Below are 22,857 nucleotides of genomic sequence, written 5' to 3' on the forward strand. Positions count from 1 at the left end.
CTGCACAGTTCAGATGCGCCCAACGGTTGCGCGCGGACCCCTCCGCGGGTCCGGCAGCGCAGGGTGCGGGCGGCGTACGCCGCTTTCGACCCTGGGGGTTCTGTTGCGCGCCACACGATCGTTACCGTCCGGCGGAAGCCGGCCGTCCCCGCGCCCGCACCACCCGTCCCGGCCGCCGGTGGTACGGGCCCTCGCCGCCGCCGTCACGGCCCTGGTGCTGCTGGCCCCGACCGCGGGGGCCACGGGCCCGGACGCGCAGCCCGCCGCGGAGCCGAAGGCCGACCTCCTCTGGTCGCCGCGCGCCCTCGGCGAACTCACCCCGGTGTCGGGCCGCCCCGCCCCGAAGGCGAAGCCCGCGGGCCCGCTGAGCGACCAGGCCCCGCCCTGGCGCCCGGGCCCCACCCGCTGGCCCGCGGCCGCCGCGTCCGAACTCCGCCTCTCCCCCGCCTCGAAGACCGGTCCCCGCACGACGGCGGCGCTCCCGGTCTGGGTGACCGCGGCCCCGGCCGCAGCAGGGCCCGGGAGCAGGGTGGCGAAGGGGGCCGAGCCCGCGCAGCCCGCCCGGTCGGCGCAGTCCGCGGCGGGCACCAGGGTCGCCGCCCCCGCCCCCGCGGCGGACGGCGCCCGCGTCGGCGTCTCCGTAGCCGACCGCGCCGCGGCCCGCCGGGCCGGAGTGGACGGCCTGCTGGTCTCCCTCACCCCACGCGAGGCCACCGCCGCCGGCCGGGTCCGCGTCGGCCTCGACTACTCCGCGATCCGGGACGCGTACGGCGGCGGCTGGGCCACCCGGCTGCGCCTGGTCACCCTGCCCGCCTGCGCACTGACCACCCCGCAGCTCGCCCAGTGCCGCACGGCCACCCCGGTACCCGGCGCCCGCAACCTCGCGAAGGCCCGCCAGCTCACCGCCGAGGTGACCCTGACGGCCCCGCCCGCCCGGCCCGCCAAGGCACCGGCGGCCACCGCAGCGGCCGCGGCCACCGCCGGGTCGACCGTCCTCGCGGCCACCGCGGCCCCCTCCGGCTCCGCGGGCGATTTCACGGCCACCTCGCTCTCCCCGACCGGCTCCTGGTCGGCGGGCGGGAACACGGGCAGCTTCCACTGGTCGTACCCCGTCTCCGTGCCCCCGGCCCTCGGCGGCACCGCGCCCGCGGTGACCCTGGCCTACGGCTCCGCGAGCGTCGACGGCCGCACCGTCAGCCGCAACGCGCAGTCCTCGTGGCTCGGGGACGGCTGGGAGTACAGCCCCGGATTCATCGAGCGCTCGTACCAGAGCTGCAAACAGGACGGGAAGGACGGCACCCCCGAGTCCTGCTGGAGCACGAAGCAGCCGGTGACGATGTCCCTCAACGGAAGCGACGGAATCCTCGTCCAGGACGACTCCGGCAAGCAGTGGCGGACCGCCGACGGCTCCCAGACCCGCATCGAACTCGCCAAGCTGCCCGCGGGCGTGGGCAACGGCGACGACGACGGCGAGTACTGGAAGGCGACCACCGCCGACGGCACGCAGTACTACTTCGGCGCCCAGCTGAAGCCGGGCGCGACCAGCGGCACGGCCTCGAACTCCACCTGGACCCGGCCGGTCTTCGCCAACCAGGCCGGAGAGCCCTGCCACCGCAGCGACTTCGCGCAGTCCTGGTGCCAGCAGGCCTGGCGCTGGAACCTGGACTACGTGGTCGACACCCGCGGCGGCCTGACCAGCTACACCTACGCCCGCGAGACCAACCACTACGCGCGCCACCCCGACACCGCGCACCCCTACGGCACCCTCACCCCGTACACCCGCGGCGGCACGCTCACCGAGATCGGGTACGGCTCCAAGCTCGCGGACGCCGGCGGGCCGACCGCCCGCGTGCTGTTCACCTCGGCCGAGCGCTGCGACCCGGCGCTGAACGCCCAGGCGGACTGCTCCCGGCCGCCCACCGCGGGCACCGCGGCCGCCTGGCCCGACGTGCCGTTCGACCAGAACTGCGACGCGGGCACCGCCGTGAAGGACTGCAAGCACTACGGACCGACGTTCTGGTCCACCAAGCGGCTCGCGAAGATCACCACGCAGGTACTCACCGGGGGCACGCCCGCCACCGTCGACGAATGGACCCTGACCCACCAGTACCCCAGCCCGCAGGACGGCACCACGCCCTCCCTGTGGCTGGCCTCGATCGCCCGTACCGCCCACGGCGGCGGCAGCTCGCTGGCCCTGCCCTCCACCGACTTCGCCGGGCAGTTCCTGCCGAACCGGGTGGACACCGCCTCCGACAGCCGGCCGCCGCTCAACCGCCGCCGCATGACGGCCGTCACCACCGAGTCCGGCCTGCGCATGGCCGTGGAGTACGCCCCCGCCGACTGCGCGCCCGGCTCCTTCCCCGCCCCGGACTCAAACACCCGCCGGTGCTACCCGGTGTACTGGAACCCGGACCCCGGGACCAGCATGGACCCGACGCTCGACTGGTTCCACAAGTACGTCGTCGCCGGGATCTCCGAGGTGGACGCGACCTCCGCGGGCGCCGGCCCCTCGCCGACCCGCACCACGCGCTACGAGTACGTCGGGCCCGCCGCCTGGCACCGCGACGACAGCGAGCTGACCGAGTCGGCGTACCGCACCTGGAACGACTTCCGCGGCTACGGCGAGGTCCTGGTCCGCAAGGGCAACACGCAGGCCAACCCCGTGGACAAGACCACCCTGTCCGCCACCGTCTACCTGCGCGGCATGGACGGCGACGCCAAGGCCGACGGCACCCGCCGCTCGGTGGCGGTCCCCGGCGGCAGCGCCCCGGACTCCGGCCCGCTGGCGGGCTTCGTCCGCGAGACGCGCACGTACAGCGGCGACGGCGGCACGGTGACGGCGCGTACGGTCAACGACCCCTGGACCGGACCGGTGGCCGCCCGCCACGCCCGCGGCGGCGGACTGCCCGACCTGACGGCCCAGGCGGTGCGCACCGCGAAGGCCACCACCAAGTCCCTGCTGTCGGACGGCGGCTGGCGCACCACGGCCCAGACCACGTCCTACGACCCGGCCTCGGCCAAGGCCCTGACCGTGCTGGACAGCGCCGACGGCCTGCCCGACCAGTGCACCAGGACCTCGTACGCCTCCCACACCGGGGCGAACATCCTCGCCGTGCCCGTGGAGTCGGTCGCGGTCGCGGGCGACTGCGCGACGGCCCCCGGGACGGCGACGACCACCTCCCACAGCCGCACCCTCTACGACGGCCTGCCCTTCGGCCAGGTCGGCACGGTGGGCGCGGTCACGACCGAGCAGGTGGTGGACGCCTACAGCGGTCCCAGTCCCTCGCACACCCTCGACACCGTCACCGAGTACGACGCCTACGGCCGTACGGTCAAGGTGACCGACGCGCTCGGCAACGCGACCACGACCGCGTACACCCCGGCGTCCGGCGGACTGCCGACGAAGGTCGCGGTCACCGGGCCCACCGGCTGGACCAGCACCACGGAGTACGCGACCGCGCGCAACCTGGAGGTGAAGGTCACCGACATCAACAACCGCGTGACGGAGAAGGCCTACGACGCGGCCGGCCGGCTGGTCAAGGCGTGGAAGCCGGGCCGGGCCCGCGCCACGCAGAGCCCCAGCGCCGAGTTCTCGTACCAGACGGGCAAGACCGCACCGAGCGTCATCACCAGCAGGGTGCTGCGCGACGACGGGAACTACGACACCTCGTACCAGATCCTCGACGCCTTCCTCCAGGTCCGCCAGACCCAGGCCGCCCCGGTGGACCAGTCGCCCGGCCGCATCCTCACGGACACCTTCTACGACTCGCTGGGCCGGGTCGTGAAGACCAACGAGCCGTACTGGGACAAGACCACCGGCCCCTCCGGCACCCGCTTCCTGGTCAACGACACCGAAGTGCCCTCCCAGAAGGGCGTGTTCTACGACGGGCAGGGCCGCAAGACCGCCGAGACCCTCTCCTCGCACGCGGTGGAGCAGTGGCGCACCGCCACCCTCTACCACGGCGCCGACCGCACCACCACGCTCCCGCCCGCGGGCGGCATCGTGACCACGGCCCTGGTCGACGCCCGCGGCAAGACCTCGGAGCTGCGCCAGTACAAGGACCGGGCGCTCGCGGGCAGCGACGACCGCGCCGCCTACGACCCGCTGGGCTACGCGTACGACTCCCGCGGCCTGCTGAAGACGGTCAAGGACTCGGCGGGCAACACCTGGACGTACACCTACGACCTGCTGGGCCGCCGCACGGCCGAGGACGACCCGGACCACGGGCGCACGGAGACGGCCTACGACGCCGTCGGCCGGGTCGCGAAGACGAAGGACGCCCGGGGCCGCGAACTGCACACCGTCTACGACGCCCTCTCCCGCAAGACGGCCCTCTACAAGGACGCGGTCGCCGACGCCAACCTCCTGGCCGCCTGGTCCTACGACCGGCTCGCCAAGGGCGAGGCCGACGGCTCCACCCGGTACGTCGGCGGCAAGTCGGGGGCAGCGTACAAGACGGAGGTCACGGCCCTGGACGTGGCGTACCGCTCGCTGGGCACGAAGGTGACCATCCCGGCGGCCGAGGGCAAGCTGGCCGGCACGTACACGACCGGTACGGCGTACGCCCCGGTCAGCGGCCGGCCCGTGGCCTCGACCCTGCCGGCCGTGGGCGGGCTGCCCGCCGAGACCGTCACCACCGGGTACAGCGACACCGGCCTGCCCGTCACCCTGTGGAGCGAGGAGTCCAACTACGTCAACCGGGTCACGTACGACCCCTTCGGCCGGGTGCGGCGCGCGGTCTACGGGGACGTGCCCCGGCAGGCCGCCTACACCCCGCAGTTCGACCCGGCCACCGGCCGCCTGACGGCCACCGCCTTCGACCGGCAGAGCGCGCCCGGCGACACCCTGGTCACCGGGTCCGTGGACGCCCTCTCCTACCGCTACCAGCCCTCCGGCAACCTCTCCTCGGTCACCGCGCGGCGCGACGACGGGCCCGCCGGCTTCACCACCGACCGGCAGTGCTTCGCGTACGACCACCTCAGCCGTCTGACCGAGGCGTGGACGGACAAGGGCGCGGCCTGCGCCGCCGAGCCGAAGGCCTCCGACATCGGCGGCCCGGTCCCCTACTGGCAGTCGTACTCCTTCGACGCCACGGGCAACCGCACCAGGCTCGTCGACCACGACCCGTCCGACGCCTCCGGCGCCAAGGACACCACGACCATCTACACGGCGCCCCCGGCCGGGGCCGCCCGCCCGCACTCGGTCAGCTCCACCAGGACCACGGGCCCCGCGGGGACCACGGAGGCCTCGTACACCTACGACGCGGCGGGCAACACCGTGACCCGCCCCGGCGGGCAGACCCTGACCTGGGACCACGAGGGCAAGCTGGCCGCCAACGGCGCCGGCAGCTACCTCTACGACGCCTCCGGGGACCGGCTGATCCGCCGCGAGCCCGGCCGGACCACCCTGTACCTCGCGGCCGGTGAGCTCAGCCTGAACACGGCGACCGGCCAGGTGACGGGCACCCGCACGTACGCGGCCTTCGGCGGCGGCCCCTCGATCGTCCGCACCGCGGACTCCCTGACGTACGTCTCCGCCGACCGGCACGGCACGGCCACCACCACCCTGGACGCGGGCACCCTCGCGATCAACCGCCGGGCGCAGAAGCCCTACGGCGAACAGCGCGGCCCGGCCCCCTCGAAGTGGCCGGACGACCGCGGGTTCCTGGGCATGCCGCAGGACTCCTCCGGCCTGACGTACATCGGCGCCCGCGCCTACGACCCGGCGCTCGGCCGGTTCATCAGCACCGACCCGGTGATGGCACTGGACCGGTCGCAGCAGGTGCACGGCTACCTGTACGCGGGCGGCAACCCGGTCACCAACAGCGACCCGACCGGCCTGGACTACTGCCCGAGCACCGACTGCAACCACCACGACCCGGGCACGGTCGCGATGCTCCAGAACACCACGCTCGCGGAGGGCGAGGCCACCGTGGCGAGGGTGCGCAAGATGGAGGCGGCCCTCGGCATCCCGTGGCGTCCTACGACGGTGCGGCCGCGGGTGCTCGTCATCGTCACCGTCCCGCAGAACGACCCGATGGCACCGAAGAAGGCACCGGTGGGGCCCTTGCGGCCGGAGGTGGTGAACGCGAAGCCGCTGCTGCCGGGCCTGCAGCCGCCGAAGGCCACCGAGGCATCGTTCATCGAGCAGCTCATCAGTGCCGACCCGGACTGCGGCCTGGGGAACGGCGGCTTGAACGAGTCGTGCACCGCGATGAACACCGCCGAACCGATCGTCTCGGTCACTACAGCAGGAGCCGTTGCCATCTGGGACGACCTGGTATAGGGCGGCAAGGGGAAGTTCGTCACGGTGGTGAAGGTGGGAACGGGGTCGCTAGCAGGGGTCGGACTCACCCTGTCCGTGATCACCAACTACCAGGAGAACGGTGGCGACCTGAAGCAGACCGCCATCGACAGCACCATCGACTGGGCGTACGTGGGCGCCTGGTCCAAAGCGGGCTTCGACTTCGGTGTGAAGTACTGCAAGGGTCTCAGCACGTACGGCGTCGCCTGCGTGGCTACCAGCACCTTCACCGGGGCAGCAATCGGGTTCCTCACGGACGACTATGTCAAGGGCAAGATCAAGGAAGGTGGTTCGTCGCTCAAGGACGCGGCAGTAGACGGTCTCAAGAACACCGTAAAGGGATTGCTCGGGAAACCCCTCCCCTAATCCAGACTGCCGTCCACCGCACAGGCTGTGCCCCCGTCCGCGATCCGCGGGCGGGGGCATACCCGTGTCGGGCGCCGTCACGCGCTGTCAGGCGCGCGGGGTCGCCTCCCGTACCGCCGCGTGGACGGCGCGGGCCAGGCGGGCGCCCCACAGGGAGCGGGGGCCTGCGAAGGGTTCGGGGGCCTCGTCGGGGTGGGGGGTGCGGGTGGCGATGCAGACGGCGTCCGTGGGGGTGCCGGAGCAGTCGTGGCCCAGGTCCAGGAGGGCCTGGACCTTGGCTTCGGTGGCGGTGGCCACGGCGTTGACCAGGGCGGCGTCGGTCAGGGCCACGGGGAGGGCCGCGATGATGTTGATGGTGCCGGGCGGGGGCGGGACGGCGGTGCCGGCGGCCGGGGAGGCGGCCCAGCCGCGTACCGATATGCCGGAGGTGGCGACGGCCTCGGCGCCCCCGTCGCGGGCCCGGCCGGGGCGGGCGACCCGGGCGGCGGTCATCAGGCCGACCCCTTCGCCGTACACCCCCGCTGCCCGGGCCAGTTCGGAGAGGTGCCGGTCGGGGTCGGTGCGGCGGTAGCCGTGCGCGACCTGGGCGTTGAGGACCCAGGCGCGTTCCCCGATGCCCCCGCCGAGGACCGCGCTGCTGATCATCCGCCAGCCGTCCCCGGCCCGCCAGAGCAGGGAGTGCAGCTCTTCGCCGTCCTCGCGGCGGACGGAGGCGTCGAGGTCGAGGAGGCCCGGGAGGGCGGGGAGGGCCGTTGCGGTGGGGAGCGGGGCGGTGGTCACCGGGGTGATCGTACGCCCGGCTCAGGCCGCGACCCGTGCCGCGTAGGCCGCCAGCTGGGTGCGCAGGGCTTCGCGGGGGAGGCCTTCGCGGCCCGCGAGGCGTTCGACGAGGTCGGCACGGGTGGCGGCGAGGAGGGCGTGGGCGGTGAAGGCCGCGGTGGCGGGGTCGGGGCGGTGCGGGAGCCCGGCCAGGGTGGCGGCGAGGAGGGCGTGCCAGTGCTCGTACTGCCCGCCTTCGTAGGGGCTGGGGGAGCTGCCGCCGTCCTCCAGGGCCAGGGCGAGGGGGCGGTTGTCGAGCTTGAAGCAGAGGAGGGCGTCGAGGAGGGCGGGGACGCGCTCCTGCGGCGGGGTGCCGGGGCCGAGGGGCGGCGGGCCGGAGTCGACGGCCCGGCGGAGCGGTTCGAGGCGGGTCTCGTAGAGGGCGCGCAGCAGGCCGGCGCGGTCGCCGAAGGCGCGGAAGACGGTGCCCTTGCCGACCCCGGCCGCGGCGGCGATATCGGCCATGGTCAGCGCTTCGGGGCTGCCGGAGCGGGTGAACAGGGCGTCGGCGGCGTCGAGTACGGCCTGCCGGTTGCGGGCGGCGTCCTTGCGGGGCCTGCGGTCGGACTCGGGCATGCAGCGGACTCCTCCGGTTGAAAAACGGACCCTGGGTCCGTATCGTCAAACCGGACCGAGGGTCCACATTCTACGAGAAGGGTCCCCCACCATGCCCGTTCCCGCACCCGTTCCCCTGCCTGCTCCCCCGCCCGCCTACGGTTCCGCACCCACCGCCGCCTTCGCTGCAGCCTCCGGGGCCGTGGGCGCTTGCGCCGGGGGCGGCCGATGAGTGCGCACCGCGGTCCCGGCCGGCCCGGCACCACCCTCGTCATCGGGGCCACGGGCACCACCGGCAGCCGTACGGCCGCCCGGCTGGCCGCCGCCGGGCACCCGGTCCGGGCCGCCTCCCGCCGGGCGACCCCCGTGGCGGGGGCCGACCCGGTGGCCTTCGACTGGTACGGGGAGGCCGGCCACGCCCGCGCCCTCGAGGGGGCCGACCGGGTCTACGTGGTCCCGCCCGTGGGCGACCCCGATCCGGCGGCCGTGGTCGTACCGTTCCTGCACCGGGCGCGGGCGGCGGGGGTCCGGCGGGCCGTCCTGCTCAGCGCCTCCGCCGTGCCGGAGGGCGGGCCGGCCGTCGGGCTCGTCCACCGGGCGCTGCCCGGCATCTTCGACGAGTGGGCGGTGCTGCGGCCCTCCTGGTTCATGCAGAACTTCACCGGCGCCCATCCGCACGCCCGCAGCATCCGCGAGGAGGGGGCCGTCCTGACCGCGGCGGGGAGCGGGCGGGTCGGGTTCGTCGACGCCGAGGACATCGCGGCCGTCGCCGCGCACGCGCTGACCGCCGTACGCTCCCCCGACACCGACCTGGTCCTCACCGGTCCGCAGGCCCTCGGCTACGACGAGGTCGCCGCCGTCCTCAGCGGGGTCACGGGCCGTACGGTCGTCCACCGCGCCCTTCCGTACGAGGAGATGCGCGACCGGCTCGCGACCACGATGCCCCTGGAGTTCGCGGAACTCCTGGCGGGGATGGACGTGGCCGTGGCCGCCGGGGCGGAGGACCGGATCACGGACACCGTGCCGCGGCTGACCGGGCGGCCCGCGACCGGCTTCCGGGCCTTCGCGGAGCGCGAGCTGCGCCCCGGACGGTGACCCGCAGAAGGACCGGGCGGGGGGGCCGGGCGGGGGCCCTGGAGGGGGGCCGCCCCGGCCGCCGGCCGGTCAGAAGTGGGGGCGGCCCATCGGGGCGTCGCCCCAGTACCCGCCGACCTCGCGGTGGTACTCGGGGTCGCCGAGGTGCTGCGGCCGGATGAACTCCGGGGCATCCTTGACCTGGTCCTTGGTGCGGTCGACGTAGATCCGCTCCTCGGTGGGGTCGATGCGGGTGATCGTGCCGGCCGGCAGCAGGACCTCCTTGCCGAAGATCCACGGGCCGGTGTCGACCACGATCCAGGAGGAGTCCGTCTCGGCGGAGTGCTTGTCGACCTTGCCTATCGTGCCGTCCACGGCCTCGACCTTGTAGCCCGTCAGGTCGACGCCTTCGAGGCGGCCTACGGTGAGGCGGTAGGCCCAGATGTTCTGGTCGGCCGGGTTCCCGCCGCCCGTCTCGCCGGTCCGGTCGAATGCGTTGCGCTCAGTCATGGGATGGCTTCCCTTCTCTGGTGTTCGGTCTGTGGCGCGGTCTTCTGCCGTTGCGTACTGCGTGTTCCGTACTGCGTGCTACGGGCTACCAGCGGTACCAGCGCCCGGAGCTGCCCGCGGGCCGGGCGACGAAGCCGAGCAGCCAGACGACCAGCACGGCGAGGGCCACCCACCACAGCACCTTCAGCGCGAATCCGGCGCCGAAGAGGATGAGGGCGAGGAGCAGGACGAGGAGCAGGGGGACCATGTGGTCGTTCACCTCCGTGGCTGGGGGGGGTGCGCACCGCGGGTGCGCCTGGACGTTCAGCGGCTGCGGCTAGCGGCGGCCGCGGCTGCGGCTGCGGGCCGTCCGCACGCCGCGCTCGGCGAGGGCCTCCGCCTGCCGGGCGACGCCGGCGGCCGCATCGGCGACGCGGTGGGCGAGGGCCGATACCCGCTGCTGCGGGCCGGACCCCTTGCGGGACCCGAATCGCGACCTCGACCGCGAACGCGAACGGGAGCGGGACCAGGGCCGGGAGTCACCGCCGCCGCTGCGGTGGCGCAGCCGGTCGCGGAAACTGTCCCGGGAGCGCGGGGTGGAGGTCAGCGCCTCGATGGCGGCGCCGAGCCGGTTCCGTACCGCGGTGGGGTGTCGGAGTGTCATATCGCCTCTGTCCCTTCCTTGGACGGCGGGGGTCTGCCGGAGCGGAGGTCTAGCGGCCGCTGGTCAGACTGCGGACGAGCACGCCCAACGCGAGGGCGAGCAGGAGCACATGGAGCCAGAGCGGGCCCGGAGGGCCGTTGCCGGCGGCGAGTTCGAGCATCGTGTCGGGGGTCATGGACCGCACTTGCCCGGGCTCCCGGGATTGACTCACATCTGTTTTCAGCCACTCTTTTTCAGCCGTTTCGGCTCCACTTCCGCGGGATCCGACGACGCCCCGCACCCGCATGTCCGCATGTCCGCGGCGGGAGGGGGCAGACGGAGGACGATTCAATCGATCACAGGACGAGAGCGAGGAGCTGCCGTATGCGGAGCGTGGGCGTAGAAGAGGAACTGCTGCTGGTCGATCCCGGTACGGGCGAGCCCCTGGCGGTCTCGGGGGCGGTGCTCGCGGCGGCGGACGGCGAAGGGCACACGCTGGAGTCGGAACTCCAGGAGGAGCAGCTGGAGTTCGCCACCAAGCCCGTCACCGAGATGGGCGAGCTCCAGGAGGAGATCCTGCGCTGGCGGGCCGAGTCGGCGCGCCACGCGGGTACGGCCGGGGCGCTGGTCGCGGCGCTCGCCACCTCCCCCCTGCCGGTCCGCCCGACCCTGTCGCCGGGCCGCCGGTACGAGTGGGTGGCGCAGCAGTTCGGGCTGACCGCGCAGGAGCAGCTGACCTGCGGCTGCCACGTCCACGTGTCCGTGGAGTCGGACGAGGAGGGGGTGGCCGTACTGGACCGGATCCGGCCCTGGCTGCCGCTACTGACCGCGATGAGCGCCAACTCCCCCTTCTGGCAGGGCGAGGACACCCTGTACGGGAGCTACCGCAGCCGGGTGTGGAACCGGCTGCCCTCGGCCGGGGCCACCGACCTCTTCGGCTCGGCGGACGCCTACCACGAGCAGGTGCGCGCGATGGTCGGCTCGGGGGTGCTGCGCGACCGCGGGATGGTCTACTTCGACGCCCGGCTGTCCGCCTCGTACCCGACGGTGGAGGTGCGGGCGGCGGACGTGTGCCTCGACGCCTCGACGCCCGTGCTGCTGGCCGCCCTGGTCCGCGGGCTGGTGGAGACCGCGGCCCGGTCCTGGCGGGCGGGCGAACCGCCGGCCCGGATCGGCACCGGCCTGCTGCGGATGGCCGCCTGGCAGGCGGCCCGCTCAGGGCTGGACGGCCCGCTCAGGGCTGGACGGCCCGCTGCTGCACCCGGCGACCCTGGAGCGGACCACACCGGAGGAGGCTGTCGACGCGCTGTTCCGCCACGTCGCGGACGCACTGGCGGACGCGGGCGACGAGGACCTCGTACGCGCCGGCACCGCCGCCCTCCTGGACCGCGGCAACGGCGCCCGGGTACAGCGCATGCTCCACGAGAAGGAGTCCGACCTCGCGACGGTGGCCCGCCGCTGCGCGGAGATCACGGCATCCGGGGTCGGCTGAGCACCGGCCGGGCCGAGGTCGGGCACTGGTCGACCGCCGGTGCGGGAGGCGACCGGGGGCAGGGCGGCCGGGTGCACGGCCGGCCCTGCCCTCAGGTGCCGCAGCTCGGGGATGGGCTGCTCGTTCCGCCTTTTCCGCCGGCCTGGGGCCCGTACGCGTCCGCGGGCTACGCGTACGCGTCGGCCTCGTCGGAGCGGCCCGTGGCCTGCGATGCGTCCTCGGGCGGGAGGACGAGGCCCGGTATGACCGGGGCGGCGGACATGGGGGCGGCCAGGTACGCGAGCAGGCCGGCGATCTCGCGGTCCGCCTCCGCGGGGTGGCGGAAGCGGGCGCCGGGGGCGATCACGTAGCGGTTGCGGCGGCCGTCGCGGGTGCGCGTGAGGTAGCCGTCCGCCTGCAGGTCGGTGACGATCGCCTGCACGGTGCGCTCGGTGAGTCCGCAGTCGGCGGCGATATCGCGCAGGCGGACCCCCGGGTCGCGCGCGATGGCGATCAGGACCCGGGCGTGGTTCGTCAGAAAGGTCCAGCGGGTGCGCCTGGAACCAAGATGCTCGTTATCCACACGAACATTCTGGAATGAAGACTCCTGAAAGGCAACTACAGAAATAGTTTTCCGGTATCACTTGACGTGTGTCCGATGCACCGGCAGGGTTCTGGGTGAGCGGAACAGGGGTTCCGCTACGTCCGATCCCGAAACGATCGCCCCCGGGCGATCGCGACCGCACCGTAAGCACCCGTGCCCAAGGAGCGCAGACCATGACCACGACGGCCACGGCAGAGGCCCCGTCCGCAGCCACGCACACCACCACGTCCGTGACTCCGATGACACCCGTGACGCCCACGGTGCCCGTACCGCCCGTGAAGAGCATCTCGCCCGACCTCGAGGGACTGCCGGAGGTGCCCTGTCCGAGGGAGCTGCCCACCTCCGAAGCCAGGGACCTGACCCGCGTCTTCTTCGAGCGGCTGCGGACCCTGGAAGAGGGGACCCGCGCCTACCAGTACGTGCGCAACACCCTCATCGAGATGAACGTCTCACTCGTGAACTTCGCCGCCCGCCCCTTCCGCGACCGCCCCGGCGGCCCGGAGAACGCGGACATCGTGCAGGTCGGCATCATCGGCCTGATCAAGGCCATCGACCGGTACGACCCCGAGCGCAACACCCAGTTCACGACGCTCGCGCTGCCGTACATCACCGGCGAGATCAAGCGCCACTTCCGGGACGCCTCCTGGGCGGTGCGGGTCCCGCGCCGGCTCCAGGAGCTGCGCCCGCAGCTGGCCCGGGCCTCCGAGGAGCTCGCCGCCGTCCTGGGCGAGGACCCCACCCCGGCCCAGCTCGCGGACCACCTGAACCTCACCGAGGAGGAGGTCCGCCAGGGCCTCGTCGCGTCCAACGGCTACTCCACCCAGTCCCTGGACGCCCCCCAGGACTCCCCCGGCGGGGACTCCCGGGCGCCCTCCCCCGGCCGCACGGCGCGCTCGCTCGCCGAGACCGTCGGCGCGGTGGACCCCTCGCTGGAGGCCTTCGAGGACTGCCACACGCTCGCCCCGCTCCTCGCCGGGCTGGACGAGCGCTCCCTGCGGATCCTCCAGCTGCGCTTCGGCGAGGAGATGACCCAGGCGCGGATCGGCGAGGAGATCGGCCTCTCGCAGATGCACGTCTCCCGGCTGCTCTCCCGCACCCTGGAAACCCTCCGCGAGGAACTGCTGCGCAACGACTGACGGCGCCCGCACGGCCCCGGGGCAACGCTCCCGGGGCCGTGCGGGTTTCCGGGTACGTCGGCCAGCGGACCGGCGGATCAGGCGCGCGGCGGCAGGCCCGACCTCATCCGGACCGCGTCGATCTCGGCCCATACCGCCTTGCCGGTGCCGCAGGTCTCGGTGCCCCAGCGGTCGGCGAGCCTGCGGACGATGTGCAGCCCGTGCCCGCCCGGTATCCCCGGGCGCGGCGCGGTCAGCGGCTGCGGCAGCTCCGCGCCCCGGCCGTCGTAGACCTCGACGCGGAACGCGTCCCCGGCGTGCAGGACCAGCTCGTGGCAGCCGTCGGCGTGCAGATGGGCGTTGGCGACCAGCTCGGACACGATCAGCAGCGCGTCCTCCACGGTGGCGTTCCCCTCCCGGCTCCAGCCCCAGTCCGCCAGCGCCTGCGCCGCGAACTCCCGGCTGCGGGAGACCTGACGGCCGGTGCCGCGCAGCGGCAGCCGCCTGAGCCGGTCGCCCGTGTACGGGCTGCGGCTGGACGCCGCTGACAGGCCCTCGGGGCCTCCCTCTCGTGGTCCCGCACCCCGCCCGGCTCCGCCGGTGCCCGGCTCGGCCGCCGCGCCCAGTGCGCTCTCCCCGCTCTGCACCGCACCCTCCCCCTCGCCGCATGCACGCGTCGCGGCGGTACGCCGCACACGCAACCCACAGCCGTCCTGCGGCCGTTCCTCCACGCGGAAACGACCGTAGCCGACGCCTCCGACATCCGGCCCCCGATATCCACCGGCCGGATCCCGGCCCGCCACCGGCCCGCCGGATCCCGGCCACCGCCACCCGACCTCCGACCTCCGACCTCCGAGGAGTCATGGACAGCCTCACCCGCCTGCTCGCCGTCCTGGGCGGCGCCCTCCTGCTCGCCCTCGCCGCGGTCTGGCTCGCCGACCTGCTGCTGCGGCGGGCCGACGCCCGCCACCCCGACACCCCGCTCTGGCACATGCTGCGCCGCTGCGGCCCCTCCCTGCGGGTGCTGTTGATTGCGGCCGTCCTCCGCGGGGCGTACCGGCAGATCCCGTGGGAGCCGCTGCGGGAGCACCAGGCTGCCGCGGGCCGGATCCTGACGCTGGTGCTGATCGGCGCGGGCGCGTGGTTCGTCGTCCGGACCGCCTCCGCCGTCGTCGAGTCCTCGTACGCCCGCTACGCCTCGGGCACCCGGGACGCCTCCCGGCTGCGCAGGGTCCGTACGCAGGTCACGCTGATCATGCGGATCGTCGTGGCCGTCACCGCCGTGGTCGCCGCGGCCGCGATGCTGCTGACCTTCCCCGACTTCCGGGCCGTCGGCACCTCCGTCCTGGCCTCGGCCGGAATCATCGGCATCGTCGCGGGCGTGGCCGCCCAGTCCACCCTCGGGAACCTCTTCGCCGGCTTCCAGATCGCCTTCGGCGACATGGTCCGCATCGGCGACACCGTCGTCGTGGAAGGGGAGTGGGGCGTGGTCGAGGAGGTGACGCTGACCTTCCTGGCGGTCCGCACCTGGGACGAGCGCCGGATCACCATGCCCGTCTCGTACTTCACCGGGCGGCCCTTCGAGAACTGGTCGCGCGGCGGGGTCCAGATGACCGGCACGGTCTTCCTCCACTGCGACCACACCGCGCCCGTGGCCCTGATGCGGGAGCGGCTCAAGGAGGTCCTGGACGCCTGCCCGGCCTGGGACGGCCGCGGCTGGGACCTCGCGGTCACCGACGCCACCCCCACCACCATCGTGGTGCGCGCCATCGTCACCGCGAAGGACGCCGACGACCTGTGGACGGCCCGCTGCACGGTGCGCGAGCAGCTGGTCGGCTGGCTCGCGGAGAAGCACCCGTACGCCCTCCCCCGCGTGTCCACCTCACCGGCCGCCCCCTCCCCGGACACCGGCTCGGGCACCGGCTCGGGCCGGGGCTCGGTCCCGACGCAGCGACGGGGGCCGCACCGGCACGAAGAGCCGTGAGGACCAGGGGGTTGGGGGTACGGGCAGTCAGTCCGTACCCCCAACCCCCTGCGCCGCTCTACTGGCCCGCCGTCCCCTCGTGCCGCACGGTCGTCCCGGGCGGGCGGAAGCAGGCCGTGATCGCCTTGCCTCGGTGGCAGGAGTGGACGTCCCAGTCGTCCGCGAGCGCGTCGACGATGCCGAGGCCCCGCCCGGACGTGGCCCCCGCGCCCGCCGCGCGGGGCTGCGGCAGCTGCGGATGGTCGTCCGCCACGCTCACGTGCACACACTGCCCGTCCCAGGTGAGGACGAGGTGCGCGGTGCTCCCGGCGTGTACGTGGGCGTTGGTCACCAGCTCGGAGACCGTGAGCAGCACGGAGTGGGCGGTGTCCTGCGCCTCCCCGGCCCAGGGCAGGGAGTCCAGGTGCCGGGCGGTCCAGGCCCGGGCGGCCCGTACCCCCTCCGCCACCGGGAACGAGTGCGCCCATCCCACCGCCCGTAGCTCCAACGCCCTCACTCTCCCTGTTTCCTGACGGTTCGACAGTCTGCTCCTACCCTTCGGCGGCCGGTCGCATCCCGGGGCGCTCAGCAGGTTTCGGAGCGCGGGACCGGGCCAGACGCGCAGAAGACGCACAGCAGGACCGGCACCCACCGACAACCGACGACGAGGCGAAAGGAGTCGGCCCATGCCGAACACGACCCGTCTGCCCGGCCGGGCGGAGCACCACTGGACCTGGCAGGAGGACGCGGCCTGCCGGAACCTCGGTACGGACAGGTTCTTCCACCCGCCCGGCGAGCGCGCCGAGGAGCGCTCGCAGCGGGACCAGGCGGCCAAGGAGGTCTGCGCCCTGTGCCCGGTGCAGGCCGAGTGCCTGCGGCACGCGCTGCGCGTGCAGGAGCCGTACGGGGTGTGGGGCGGCCTCACGGAGGACGAGCGGCGCTCGCTGGCCCGGCGCCGGGCGACGACGGCCGCCCGCAGCAGCAGCCGCGGCGCGGCCTAGATCCGGGGCACGGCCCGGCGAACCGGTCACCTCGCTCGGCGCCGCGCACTGCGACGGGACGCTCCAGCTGACCGCGGCCACCTCCGAGCTGTGCACGTCAGCCGCTGGCCCGACCGCACCTGCTCCCCGGCTACCGGCTACCGCCGCACACCGGCCGCCGGTCCGGCGGCCAGGGCCCGCGAGATCGAGATCAGCAGGTCCCGGTCCGCGGCCTCGGCGCGGCGCAGGGCCGCCACGGCCCGGGCCCCCTGGTCCGGTACGGGCGGCTCCTGGCGCGCGCGGGCCGCGGCCGCCGCCGCGAACATGGCCGCCAGCCCGGCGGCCTCCGCCTCGTACGGCGCCGCACCGCCCTCCCGGGCCCGGCGCCGGGCCTCCTCGCGCACCCCGTCCGTGCAGTGCGCGGACAGCTCCAGCATCCAGTCGTGGATGGTCGTCATCCGGTAGAGCAGGACCTGTTCGGGCCCCGCGTACCAGGGCGGGGAGAGCAGGAGGCTGCTCTGCGGGGCGCCGCCCGCGCGGCCGGCCAGCCGCCACAGCGGCCGCAGGGCGCGGATCCCGACGAGGGGTTGCCACACCCGGTCGATCAGCGGGGGCCCGTAGGCGGGGACGAGCAGCCCGACGCCGATCATCATCCCGCTGGCGGACATGAACGGCGACAGGCTGTCGTTGAGGACGTCCCACTGCCGGCCCGCCCAGCGGGCGGCGATGGCGGTCAGCTTGAAGGAGCCGAAGATGACGTTGGCCAGGGCCGCGACCACCAGCACCAGCAGACCGATGCGCAGGGAGGAGTCGACGGCGGTCCTCCTGCGGTGCGCCGTGCGGCGGCCGATGTCGAGGAGCCAGTTCCAGCAGACCACCGCCGTGGCCGCACCGGCGACGACGTACGTCAGGAGGTAGAGGACCAGCATCTCGCGGATGAAGGGGGTCTGCGCGTAGTACGTGTCGAAGTCCCGCGGGCGCTCCACCGGCGCCTCGCCCAGCGCGAACAGCACCACCAGCGCCGCGATCACCGCGCAGCAGCCCGCCAGCCACACCCGGACCCGGCGGCGGGTCCGGCCGCACTCCCCCGCCTCGCCCCGCCAGTGGTCCAGCAGCACGAGGGAGGCGCAGGCGTACGCCGTCATGAGGCAGTGGACGAGCAGGGCGGAGAGGTTGTCGATGCCGGAGGCCCGGTTGACCGCGCTGACGGTGGGCGGGGCGGAGAAGACGAACGCCGCGCAGGGCAGCAGGATCAGGGCGTGGACGGTGCGGACGGTCGGGTTGCGCCAGTCCCGCAGCAGGGCGGGGGTCTTGGCCAGCAGCGCGACGCCCAGCACCGAGGCCGGTATGTAGTAGTTGGCGCCCTGGGCCATCAACGGCCCCCGAGGGAGGTCCAGATGCGGCCGGTGCGCTCGTCGGAGGCGGTGCGGCTGCGGGAGCCCAGGAGGAAGGGCCGGAACCGCGCGGCCAGCATCCGCCCGAACCGCTCCGCGCGGCGCTCCTCGTCCAGGTCGTAGTCGGTACGGGCCGCGACGTGCGCGACCGCGTCGCCGAGGGTCCAGCGCCCGCCGAGCAGGCGGGCGGCGGCCGGGGTGCCGCCGGGGTAGCCGGAACCCCCTCCACCGGACCCGTCGGCCCCGTCCGCCCCCTCGGACTGCGCGGCGTCCCGGGCCTCCTTGCGGTGCCACAACTCGTGTCCCAGGATCACCATCTGGTGCATCGGCAGGGTGTTCTTCTCCACCGCGACGACCTCGTAGTCGCCCAGGTCGATCCACAGCCCGCTGACCGTCCCGGAGGGGAACTCCTCCAGCATGAGCCGGACTTCTCGCCCGCTGCTGTGCGTCAGGTGGGCGCAGACGGCCCCCATCAGCCCATGCGGCTGCGAGGCCTGGCCGCCGGTGCGCATCGCGCCCGCGAACAGCTCGTCCCGGTGGTGCCTCATCTCGCGCGAGAGCCCCACCGCGCCCCACATCTTCCCCACCGGACGCATCCCTTGCCGACGTACCGCAACTCCGCGCGCCGCACACGCGCTCGGGGGGCATTCTGTCAGCTCATACGACCGCTCCCGTCGGGGCGGGGTGCCTGGTCCGACGGGCCGGGGTGCCGGGCGCCTCGGACAGGGGCTCCCGGGGGGGCGGGGCGCCGGACCGCCGGCCGCCCGGTTCAGCTCCCGCCGGCCCCCTGCTCCCGGGCGCGCTCCTCGCGGGAGCGCCGGGCGATGGACTCGATCAGGGCGATGATGGGCTGTGCGGTGTCGTCGGGTACGTCGGCCAGGGCGCGCGCGGCGTAGTTGACCACGCCGTGCCCGGCCCCGGGGGCGGCCGCCTCCCGGTCGCGCAGCCGCTGGAGGTCCTCGTCCTGGCGGGCGACCGTGCGCTCCAGCAGGTCCTGGTAGATCCGCTGGAGCACCCGGTCCAGGGCCTCGGCGGGTTCGGCGACGAGGAATTCGATGCCCTCGCCGAAGAAGGCGGCGATGCCGTCGGCGTGGTGGAGGTTCGGCGCCTTGCCCGTCTTGATCATCTTGTCGAGCCACTGGGCGCTGGTCCCCGCCCCGGCGGCGATCTCCGCGAGCGAGTACGCCCGGCGGCTGCCGTCGGGGGACTCCTTCAGGCGCGTGCGGCGCAGGAAGAGGATCCGGTCCACGACCTGGTGCGGGCGCTCCTCCGCCTCGCCGTCCCCGCCGCGGACCACGGACAGGGCCGCGGCCGACCGGCCGCGCAGCAGCGCGTCCACGGCCGCCGGCTCCAGCCCGGAGGCGAAGGACAGGCCGCCCTCCCCCTCGATCCGCAGGACCTCGGCGGGCCGGAGCCCGCTGCGCTCGGCCAGGTCGGCGATCCGCCGCGCGGTGCCGGCCGGGTCCGGAGCAGGCCTGTCGCTCATACGAACCCCCCTCGGCCGGCTTCGCCGACGCTGCTGATGTGGTGACACGGACACGGATTGCCAAGCAGGACAGTAACCCCGCACACCAAACCAGGCAACCACAACTGAACCGATCTCAACCACCGTTGCATCACAACCGGTTCAAACCACCCCAAAATTCAGCCCATGGCGGCCCTCCCGAGAACCCGGTTCCGGCTACTCCCAGGCCGCCGCACCGCGCAGCAGGTGGTGGTCGGACATGTTGTCGGTCCGCCCCAGCGCATCTCCCTGCACGGTCTTGAAGTGGTCGGCGGACACGAAGAGGTAGTCCAGTTTGCCGTTGGCGTGCGTCCTCTCGCCGGAGCGGCAGTAGTTCAGGCCCTCACAGGTCCCCTCCGGGAACTGCTCCGCGTCGGTCTCGTCCACCTCCCCGTAGCGGCCGGTCCCGCCCTGGAAGCCGTAGAACTCGTCCATCTCGGGGTCGAGGGGCTGGGCGTTGAAGTCCCCGCCCAGGATCACGGGCAGGTCCTGCGGCAGGGACCAGGCGTCGACCTGGGCCCGTACGGCCTTCGCCTGCTGGGTGCGGGCCGTGTCGATCTGGTCCGCGTCGTTCTCGTCCTCGTCGCCCAGGTGCGTCAGGTGGGTCACGCAGGCGAGCGACGTACGCCCCTCGATGCCGCCCTTGGCGCACAGCAGCGCCCGCTTGTTGCGGTCGGCCGTGCTCGCGGGCAGGTCGGCGGTCAGGCGCTCGACGGGCGCGGCGGACTTGACGAACACCGCCATGCCGAAGCGCTTGTCGTCGGTGGCGGTCCACTTGGCGCAGCCGGCGGGGCCGCTGGAGGTGGCGAGCCAGACCGGCTGGTAGCCGGTGAGGCTGTCGCGCAGGGCGGCGTACTGGCCGTAGCAGGTCTCGGTGAGCAGGAGGGTGTCGGCGGACCAGTGGTCCACCGAGGACTTGATCGTGGCGGCCCACTGCTCCGCATCGACCCCGGTGTGGGCGCACAGGTTCCCGCAGGCGTTGTACGTGAGCATCCGCACGGAGGGCGCGGTCGAGGGGGTGACGACGTCGGCGCGGGCCGCGGCGGGCGCGAGGCCGACGGTCGTCAGGAGGGCGGCAGCGCCGACGAGCAGGGTGCGGCGCAGGGTCCGCAGGGGTGGGGCAAGGGTCATCGTCCCGGGCTTCCTCATGGCAGGAACGTGCCTCTGACGTGCACGTTTACGGGCACGAGTATCGCGGAGGCGCCCGGGACGGCGACGGCCGGGGCAGCCGCGGTGCCGGCAGCCTCGTCGGCCGCGACGACGGAGGCCGCGGTGCGCGTCAGCGCGGTCGGACCGCCGTGACCACGTAGTAGTCGAGGAGCTTCTCCTCGTAGGCGCGCAGGAAGTTGCGCGGCCAGGTGCCGGGGGCCCACCAGCGCGACAGCCAGGTGTCCCAGCCGGGCCAGACCTCCGGGCCGATGGAGGCCGTGCGCACCCCGGTCAGGCCCGCGGCCGCGAAGGCGGCGGCGAGGGCGGTCACGGGGCGGGCGATGTCCAGGCCGCTCGCGTACGTGTCCAGGAGTCCCGCGAGCTGTTCGGGGCGGCCGGGGGCCTCGTCCGCGGTGAAGAAGCTGGTGACGGCCACGGCTCCGCCGGGCCGCAGGACCCGCGCCGTCTCGGCGGCGAACCCGGCGAGGTCGGGGAAGTGCTGTACGGCCTCGACGCTGACGACGGCGTCGAAGGCCCCGTCCTGCCAGGGCATCGCCTCCGCGGCCCCCTCGGCGAACCGCAGCCGGCCCGGCTGCTCCGCCAGCAGTACGGCCTGCTCCTCGCGCGCGCGGGCCAGCTGGTCGGGGTGGATGTCCATGCCGGTGACGGCGGCGGGCCCGTACTCCGCGAGGGCGATCGCGCAGCCCGTGCCCAGTCCGCAGCCCACGTCGAGGACGCGCCGCTGGCGCAGCGGCCCGGCGGCGTCCAGGACGTGCCGGTAGAGGGCCTGCTGGCTGCGGGCCCGCTCCTCCTCGCCGAGCGGGCCGGCCAGGTCGATGCCCTGCCAGTAGCCGAAGTTGATGAAGCCCCCGCCGAACATCGGCTGGTGCCCCAGGTCTAAGGGGCCGTACGTCTCCTGCACCTCCGGCCGGATGCCGGGGCGCTCCTGTCCGGTACCCGCGTCTTCCCTCGCCACTGCTGCACTCCTCCCGGGCACGACCCGACCGCTGCCACCGCCGCACGTGTGCGGATCCCACGGATCATGCCCCGGCGGGGCGCGGCCATGCCGGGCGGAGCGGGCTACTCCGCAGGCTGCTCCGCGGCCCCGTCCGGCCGGGCCCGGCGGGGGCGGGGTACGAGCTCGCCGCCGCAGTTGGGGCAGCCGTGCCGCATCTCCTCGGTGCAGGCGGTGCAGAACGTGCACTCGTACGAGCAGATGTACGCGGGCCCGTCGGGCCGTACCCCGCCGTCCCCGCACCGTTCGCAGCGCTCGCGCATCTCCAGGGCCATGGTGCTCTCCTCGGCTCGTGTCCTCGTCGCCGTCCTGTCCGGGTCCTCATCCTGCGGGGAGGCGATCTTGGCCGGAAAGGGGCGGCCGGGACAGCTGTGCGTACGATCCGGCCGCCGCGCCGAGGCGGGGTTCGGTGATCTGGTACATCCCGACGAGCCAGTCCGCGACCCTGCCGAGGCGGCGGGCCTGCGGCAGGCCCGCGAGCGGTCCGGCCAGCAGGCCGTGGCCCTCGACGAGGCAGGTGCGGACGAGGGCGCGGACCTCCTCGGGGCCGGCGCCGAGGAGGAGGGCGTTGATGCCGGCGCCCTCGTGGCGTTCGCGGTGGGCGGTGCGCAGGTCGTTGGCCAGCCGGACGGCCCGCTCGAAGTAGTCGGCCGCCTCCGCCAGCCGGTCCAGGCGGGCGGCGGGGACGGGGTCCGGGTCCGCGGCCCACCAGGCGGCGCAGATGGTGGTGAAGCCGACGCTGTGGTGGTGGTCGAGGTAGGCGTCCAGGGCGGGCGGGCAGGCGCCGAGGGCGTGGGCGCGGCCGGCGGTCCACTCGTAGCGGCAGGCGTCGAGCATCCGGTCGAGGCGGTCCAGCCAGAGGCCTTCGAGGTCGGGGCGGGGCGCGGCGGCCCGGAGGGCGGCGGCGACGGAGGCCAGGAGCCGTTCGGCGGGGACGCCGGGGCGGGGCTCGCCGCCGCGGGCGGTGCGGCGCAGGCCCTCGATCAGCTCCTCGACCTCCTGCGGGGTGCGGGCCGTGACGTCGAACCCGTCGTCGGCGACCTGGGCCCACACCACGCTCATGGCGGCGGGCAGCAGTTCGTCCGGGCCGGTCTCGGGGGCGGCGGAGGCGAGGGCGAGGGCCGCCATCTCGGCGACCTGCGGGCCGGTTCCGGCACCCGTGGCGGCGGTCCAGGCGTCGAGGCGCCGGAGCAGCTGGATCGTACGGGCGCCCAGGAGGGCCGCGTCCTCGACCGGGACGGGGGCGGCGGTCCGGACGGGAGGCGCGGGAGGCGGGTGGTGCGCGGGAGGCACGGGGCGGGCCGGGCCCGGGGCGTGCGGGTGGGGTACGGTCACCGGCCGTACCCTCGCACGCCGCCGCGCCGGGGCCGGACGGCGACACGCCGCCCGGTCCCGGCGCGGACCCGGGTACG

22 protein-coding genes and 1 pseudogene are annotated in these 22,857 nt (G+C 74.4%); 7 read left to right on the top strand and 16 right to left on the bottom strand.

Annotated features, from left to right (window positions below):
* Window positions 1–178: 178 nt before the first annotated feature.
* On the top strand, window positions 179–6,286 hold the full coding sequence (locus tag ACZ7JZ_RS27600; protein WP_470943770.1) for an RHS repeat domain-containing protein: 6,108 nt from the start codon (window positions 179–181) through the stop codon (window positions 6,284–6,286).
* 75 nt (window positions 6,287–6,361) lie between these two features.
* Window positions 6,362–6,670 (top strand): hypothetical protein, encoded by a 309-nt coding sequence (locus ACZ7JZ_RS27605; RefSeq protein WP_470943771.1) that lies wholly within the window; start codon window positions 6,362–6,364, stop codon window positions 6,668–6,670.
* 87 nt (window positions 6,671–6,757) lie between these two features.
* Here the strand turns inward: ACZ7JZ_RS27605 and ACZ7JZ_RS27610 are convergent, their stop codons facing one another.
* Together ACZ7JZ_RS27610 and ACZ7JZ_RS27615 are read right to left on the bottom strand one after the other, a co-directional pair.
* On the bottom strand, window positions 6,758–7,450 hold the full coding sequence (locus ACZ7JZ_RS27610; protein ID WP_470943773.1) for an adenosylcobinamide amidohydrolase: 693 nt from the start codon (window positions 7,448–7,450) through the stop codon (window positions 6,758–6,760).
* A 21-nt stretch (window positions 7,451–7,471) separates the two neighbouring features.
* Window positions 7,472–8,065 carry a TetR/AcrR family transcriptional regulator gene (locus ACZ7JZ_RS27615; protein ID WP_470943774.1) on the bottom strand — a complete coding sequence of 198 codons (594 nt, stop codon included), beginning with the start codon at window positions 8,063–8,065 and terminating at the stop codon, window positions 7,472–7,474.
* 207 nt (window positions 8,066–8,272) lie between these two features.
* Between ACZ7JZ_RS27615 and ACZ7JZ_RS27620 the strand changes: the two genes are divergently transcribed.
* Window positions 8,273–9,139 (top strand): NmrA family NAD(P)-binding protein, encoded by an 867-nt coding sequence (locus ACZ7JZ_RS27620; protein WP_470943776.1) that lies wholly within the window; start codon window positions 8,273–8,275, stop codon window positions 9,137–9,139.
* A 69-nt stretch (window positions 9,140–9,208) separates the two neighbouring features.
* Here ACZ7JZ_RS27620 and ACZ7JZ_RS27625 read toward each other — a convergent pair whose 3' ends face one another.
* The 4 genes from ACZ7JZ_RS27625 to ACZ7JZ_RS27640 all read right to left on the bottom strand — a co-directional run bounded on the left by ACZ7JZ_RS27625 (window position 9,209) and on the right by ACZ7JZ_RS27640 (window position 10,446).
* Window positions 9,209–9,628, bottom strand: a complete 420-nt coding sequence (locus ACZ7JZ_RS27625) for a PRC-barrel domain-containing protein (RefSeq protein WP_470943777.1) — start codon at window positions 9,626–9,628, stop codon at window positions 9,209–9,211.
* A gap of 85 nt (window positions 9,629–9,713) precedes the next feature.
* Window positions 9,714–9,875 (bottom strand): hydrophobic protein, encoded by a 162-nt coding sequence (locus tag ACZ7JZ_RS27630; protein WP_470943883.1) that lies wholly within the window; start codon window positions 9,873–9,875, stop codon window positions 9,714–9,716.
* Between the two features lie 69 nt (window positions 9,876–9,944).
* Entirely contained in the window at window positions 9,945–10,271 is a 327-nt protein-coding gene (locus ACZ7JZ_RS27635) for a hypothetical protein (protein WP_470943779.1), read from the bottom strand.
* Between the two features lie 49 nt (window positions 10,272–10,320).
* Window positions 10,321–10,446: a hypothetical protein gene (locus ACZ7JZ_RS27640; RefSeq protein ID WP_470943781.1), complete on the bottom strand. Its 126-nt coding sequence runs from the start codon at window positions 10,444–10,446 to the stop codon at window positions 10,321–10,323.
* Window positions 10,447–10,634: 188 nt separating this feature from the next.
* Here ACZ7JZ_RS27640 and ACZ7JZ_RS27645 point away from each other — a divergent pair.
* Window positions 10,635–11,742: pseudogene (locus tag ACZ7JZ_RS27645) on the top strand (glutamate--cysteine ligase).
* 166 nt (window positions 11,743–11,908) lie between these two features.
* Here the strand turns inward: ACZ7JZ_RS27645 and ACZ7JZ_RS27650 are convergent.
* Entirely contained in the window at window positions 11,909–12,304 is a 396-nt protein-coding gene (locus ACZ7JZ_RS27650; protein WP_470943783.1) for a helix-turn-helix transcriptional regulator, read from the bottom strand.
* A gap of 194 nt (window positions 12,305–12,498) precedes the next feature.
* Here ACZ7JZ_RS27650 and ACZ7JZ_RS27655 point away from each other — a divergent pair, with 194 nt between their 5' ends.
* Window positions 12,499–13,461: a SigB/SigF/SigG family RNA polymerase sigma factor gene (locus tag ACZ7JZ_RS27655; RefSeq protein WP_470943784.1), complete on the top strand. Its 963-nt coding sequence runs from the start codon at window positions 12,499–12,501 to the stop codon at window positions 13,459–13,461.
* Window positions 13,462–13,538: 77 nt separating this feature from the next.
* Here the strand turns inward: ACZ7JZ_RS27655 and ACZ7JZ_RS27660 are convergent, their stop codons facing one another.
* Window positions 13,539–14,087, bottom strand: coding sequence for an ATP-binding protein (locus ACZ7JZ_RS27660; protein ID WP_470943786.1), 549 nt, complete (start codon window positions 14,085–14,087; stop codon window positions 13,539–13,541).
* 215 nt (window positions 14,088–14,302) lie between these two features.
* Here ACZ7JZ_RS27660 and ACZ7JZ_RS27665 point away from each other — a divergent pair, with 215 nt between their 5' ends.
* Window positions 14,303–15,424, top strand: coding sequence for a mechanosensitive ion channel family protein (locus ACZ7JZ_RS27665; RefSeq protein WP_470943787.1), 1,122 nt, complete (start codon window positions 14,303–14,305; stop codon window positions 15,422–15,424).
* Between the two features lie 58 nt (window positions 15,425–15,482).
* Here ACZ7JZ_RS27665 and ACZ7JZ_RS27670 read toward each other — a convergent pair whose 3' ends face one another.
* Complete coding sequence (locus ACZ7JZ_RS27670) at window positions 15,483–15,896, bottom strand: ATP-binding protein (RefSeq protein WP_470943789.1); 414 nt, start codon at window positions 15,894–15,896, stop codon at window positions 15,483–15,485.
* Window positions 15,897–16,089: 193 nt separating this feature from the next.
* Between ACZ7JZ_RS27670 and ACZ7JZ_RS27675 the strand changes: the two genes are divergently transcribed.
* Window positions 16,090–16,404, top strand: a complete 315-nt coding sequence (locus ACZ7JZ_RS27675) for a WhiB family transcriptional regulator (RefSeq protein ID WP_470943791.1) — start codon at window positions 16,090–16,092, stop codon at window positions 16,402–16,404.
* 137 nt (window positions 16,405–16,541) lie between these two features.
* Here the strand turns inward: ACZ7JZ_RS27675 and ACZ7JZ_RS27680 are convergent, their stop codons facing one another.
* The 7 genes from ACZ7JZ_RS27680 to ACZ7JZ_RS27710 all read right to left on the bottom strand — a co-directional run bounded on the left by ACZ7JZ_RS27680 (window position 16,542) and on the right by ACZ7JZ_RS27710 (window position 22,780).
* Window positions 16,542–17,756, bottom strand: coding sequence for an MAB_1171c family putative transporter (locus tag ACZ7JZ_RS27680; RefSeq protein WP_470943793.1), 1,215 nt, complete (start codon window positions 17,754–17,756; stop codon window positions 16,542–16,544).
* Entirely contained in the window at window positions 17,756–18,364 is a 609-nt protein-coding gene (locus ACZ7JZ_RS27685) for a toxin-antitoxin system, toxin component (protein WP_470943794.1), read from the bottom strand. Before ACZ7JZ_RS27685 ends, ACZ7JZ_RS27680 begins: the two co-directional genes overlap by 1 nt.
* 182 nt (window positions 18,365–18,546) lie before the next feature.
* Window positions 18,547–19,263 (bottom strand): hypothetical protein, encoded by a 717-nt coding sequence (locus ACZ7JZ_RS27690; protein ID WP_470943796.1) that lies wholly within the window; start codon window positions 19,261–19,263, stop codon window positions 18,547–18,549.
* Between the two features lie 195 nt (window positions 19,264–19,458).
* Window positions 19,459–20,412, bottom strand: a complete 954-nt coding sequence (locus ACZ7JZ_RS27695) for an endonuclease/exonuclease/phosphatase family protein (protein WP_470943798.1) — start codon at window positions 20,410–20,412, stop codon at window positions 19,459–19,461.
* A 148-nt stretch (window positions 20,413–20,560) separates the two neighbouring features.
* Window positions 20,561–21,406 carry a class I SAM-dependent methyltransferase gene (locus ACZ7JZ_RS27700; RefSeq protein ID WP_470943799.1) on the bottom strand — a complete coding sequence of 282 codons (846 nt, stop codon included), beginning with the start codon at window positions 21,404–21,406 and terminating at the stop codon, window positions 20,561–20,563.
* A gap of 104 nt (window positions 21,407–21,510) precedes the next feature.
* Window positions 21,511–21,720 (bottom strand): DUF1272 domain-containing protein, encoded by a 210-nt coding sequence (locus ACZ7JZ_RS27705; RefSeq protein WP_470943801.1) that lies wholly within the window; start codon window positions 21,718–21,720, stop codon window positions 21,511–21,513.
* Window positions 21,721–21,766: 46 nt separating this feature from the next.
* A complete protein-coding gene (locus ACZ7JZ_RS27710; protein WP_470943803.1) occupies window positions 21,767–22,780 on the bottom strand; it encodes a terpene synthase family protein in 1,014 nt (337 codons plus the stop codon).
* Window positions 22,781–22,857: the final 77 nt, after the last annotated feature.

The sequence above is a fragment of the Streptomyces sp. NPDC038213 genome (genome assembly GCF_055600495.1).

Excerpts from the sequence above, each read along its gene's own strand:
- ACZ7JZ_RS27690 (WP_470943796.1), bottom strand. The coding sequence starts at position 19,263 with ATGAGCGACAGGCCTGCTCCGGACCCGGCCGGCACCGCGCGGCGGATC.
- ACZ7JZ_RS27625 (WP_470943777.1), bottom strand. The coding sequence starts at position 9,628 with ATGACTGAGCGCAACGCATTCGACCGGACCGGCGAGACGGGCGGCGGG.
- ACZ7JZ_RS27665 (WP_470943787.1), top strand. The coding sequence starts at position 14,303 with ATGGACAGCCTCACCCGCCTGCTCGCCGTCCTGGGCGGCGCCCTCCTG.
- ACZ7JZ_RS27705 (WP_470943801.1), bottom strand. The coding sequence starts at position 21,720 with ATGGCCCTGGAGATGCGCGAGCGCTGCGAACGGTGCGGGGACGGCGGG.
- ACZ7JZ_RS27695 (WP_470943798.1), bottom strand. The coding sequence starts at position 20,412 with ATGACCCTTGCCCCACCCCTGCGGACCCTGCGCCGCACCCTGCTCGTC.
- ACZ7JZ_RS27680 (WP_470943793.1), bottom strand. The coding sequence starts at position 17,756 with ATGGCCCAGGGCGCCAACTACTACATACCGGCCTCGGTGCTGGGCGTC.
- ACZ7JZ_RS27630 (WP_470943883.1), bottom strand. The coding sequence starts at position 9,875 with ATGGTCCCCCTGCTCCTCGTCCTGCTCCTCGCCCTCATCCTCTTCGGC.
- ACZ7JZ_RS27615 (WP_470943774.1), bottom strand. The coding sequence starts at position 8,065 with ATGCCCGAGTCCGACCGCAGGCCCCGCAAGGACGCCGCCCGCAACCGG.
- ACZ7JZ_RS27635 (WP_470943779.1), bottom strand. The coding sequence starts at position 10,271 with ATGACACTCCGACACCCCACCGCGGTACGGAACCGGCTCGGCGCCGCC.
- ACZ7JZ_RS27675 (WP_470943791.1), top strand. The coding sequence starts at position 16,090 with ATGCCGAACACGACCCGTCTGCCCGGCCGGGCGGAGCACCACTGGACC.
- ACZ7JZ_RS27640 (WP_470943781.1), bottom strand. The coding sequence starts at position 10,446 with ATGACCCCCGACACGATGCTCGAACTCGCCGCCGGCAACGGCCCTCCG.
- ACZ7JZ_RS27620 (WP_470943776.1), top strand. The coding sequence starts at position 8,273 with ATGAGTGCGCACCGCGGTCCCGGCCGGCCCGGCACCACCCTCGTCATC.
- ACZ7JZ_RS27655 (WP_470943784.1), top strand. The coding sequence starts at position 12,499 with ATGACCACGACGGCCACGGCAGAGGCCCCGTCCGCAGCCACGCACACC.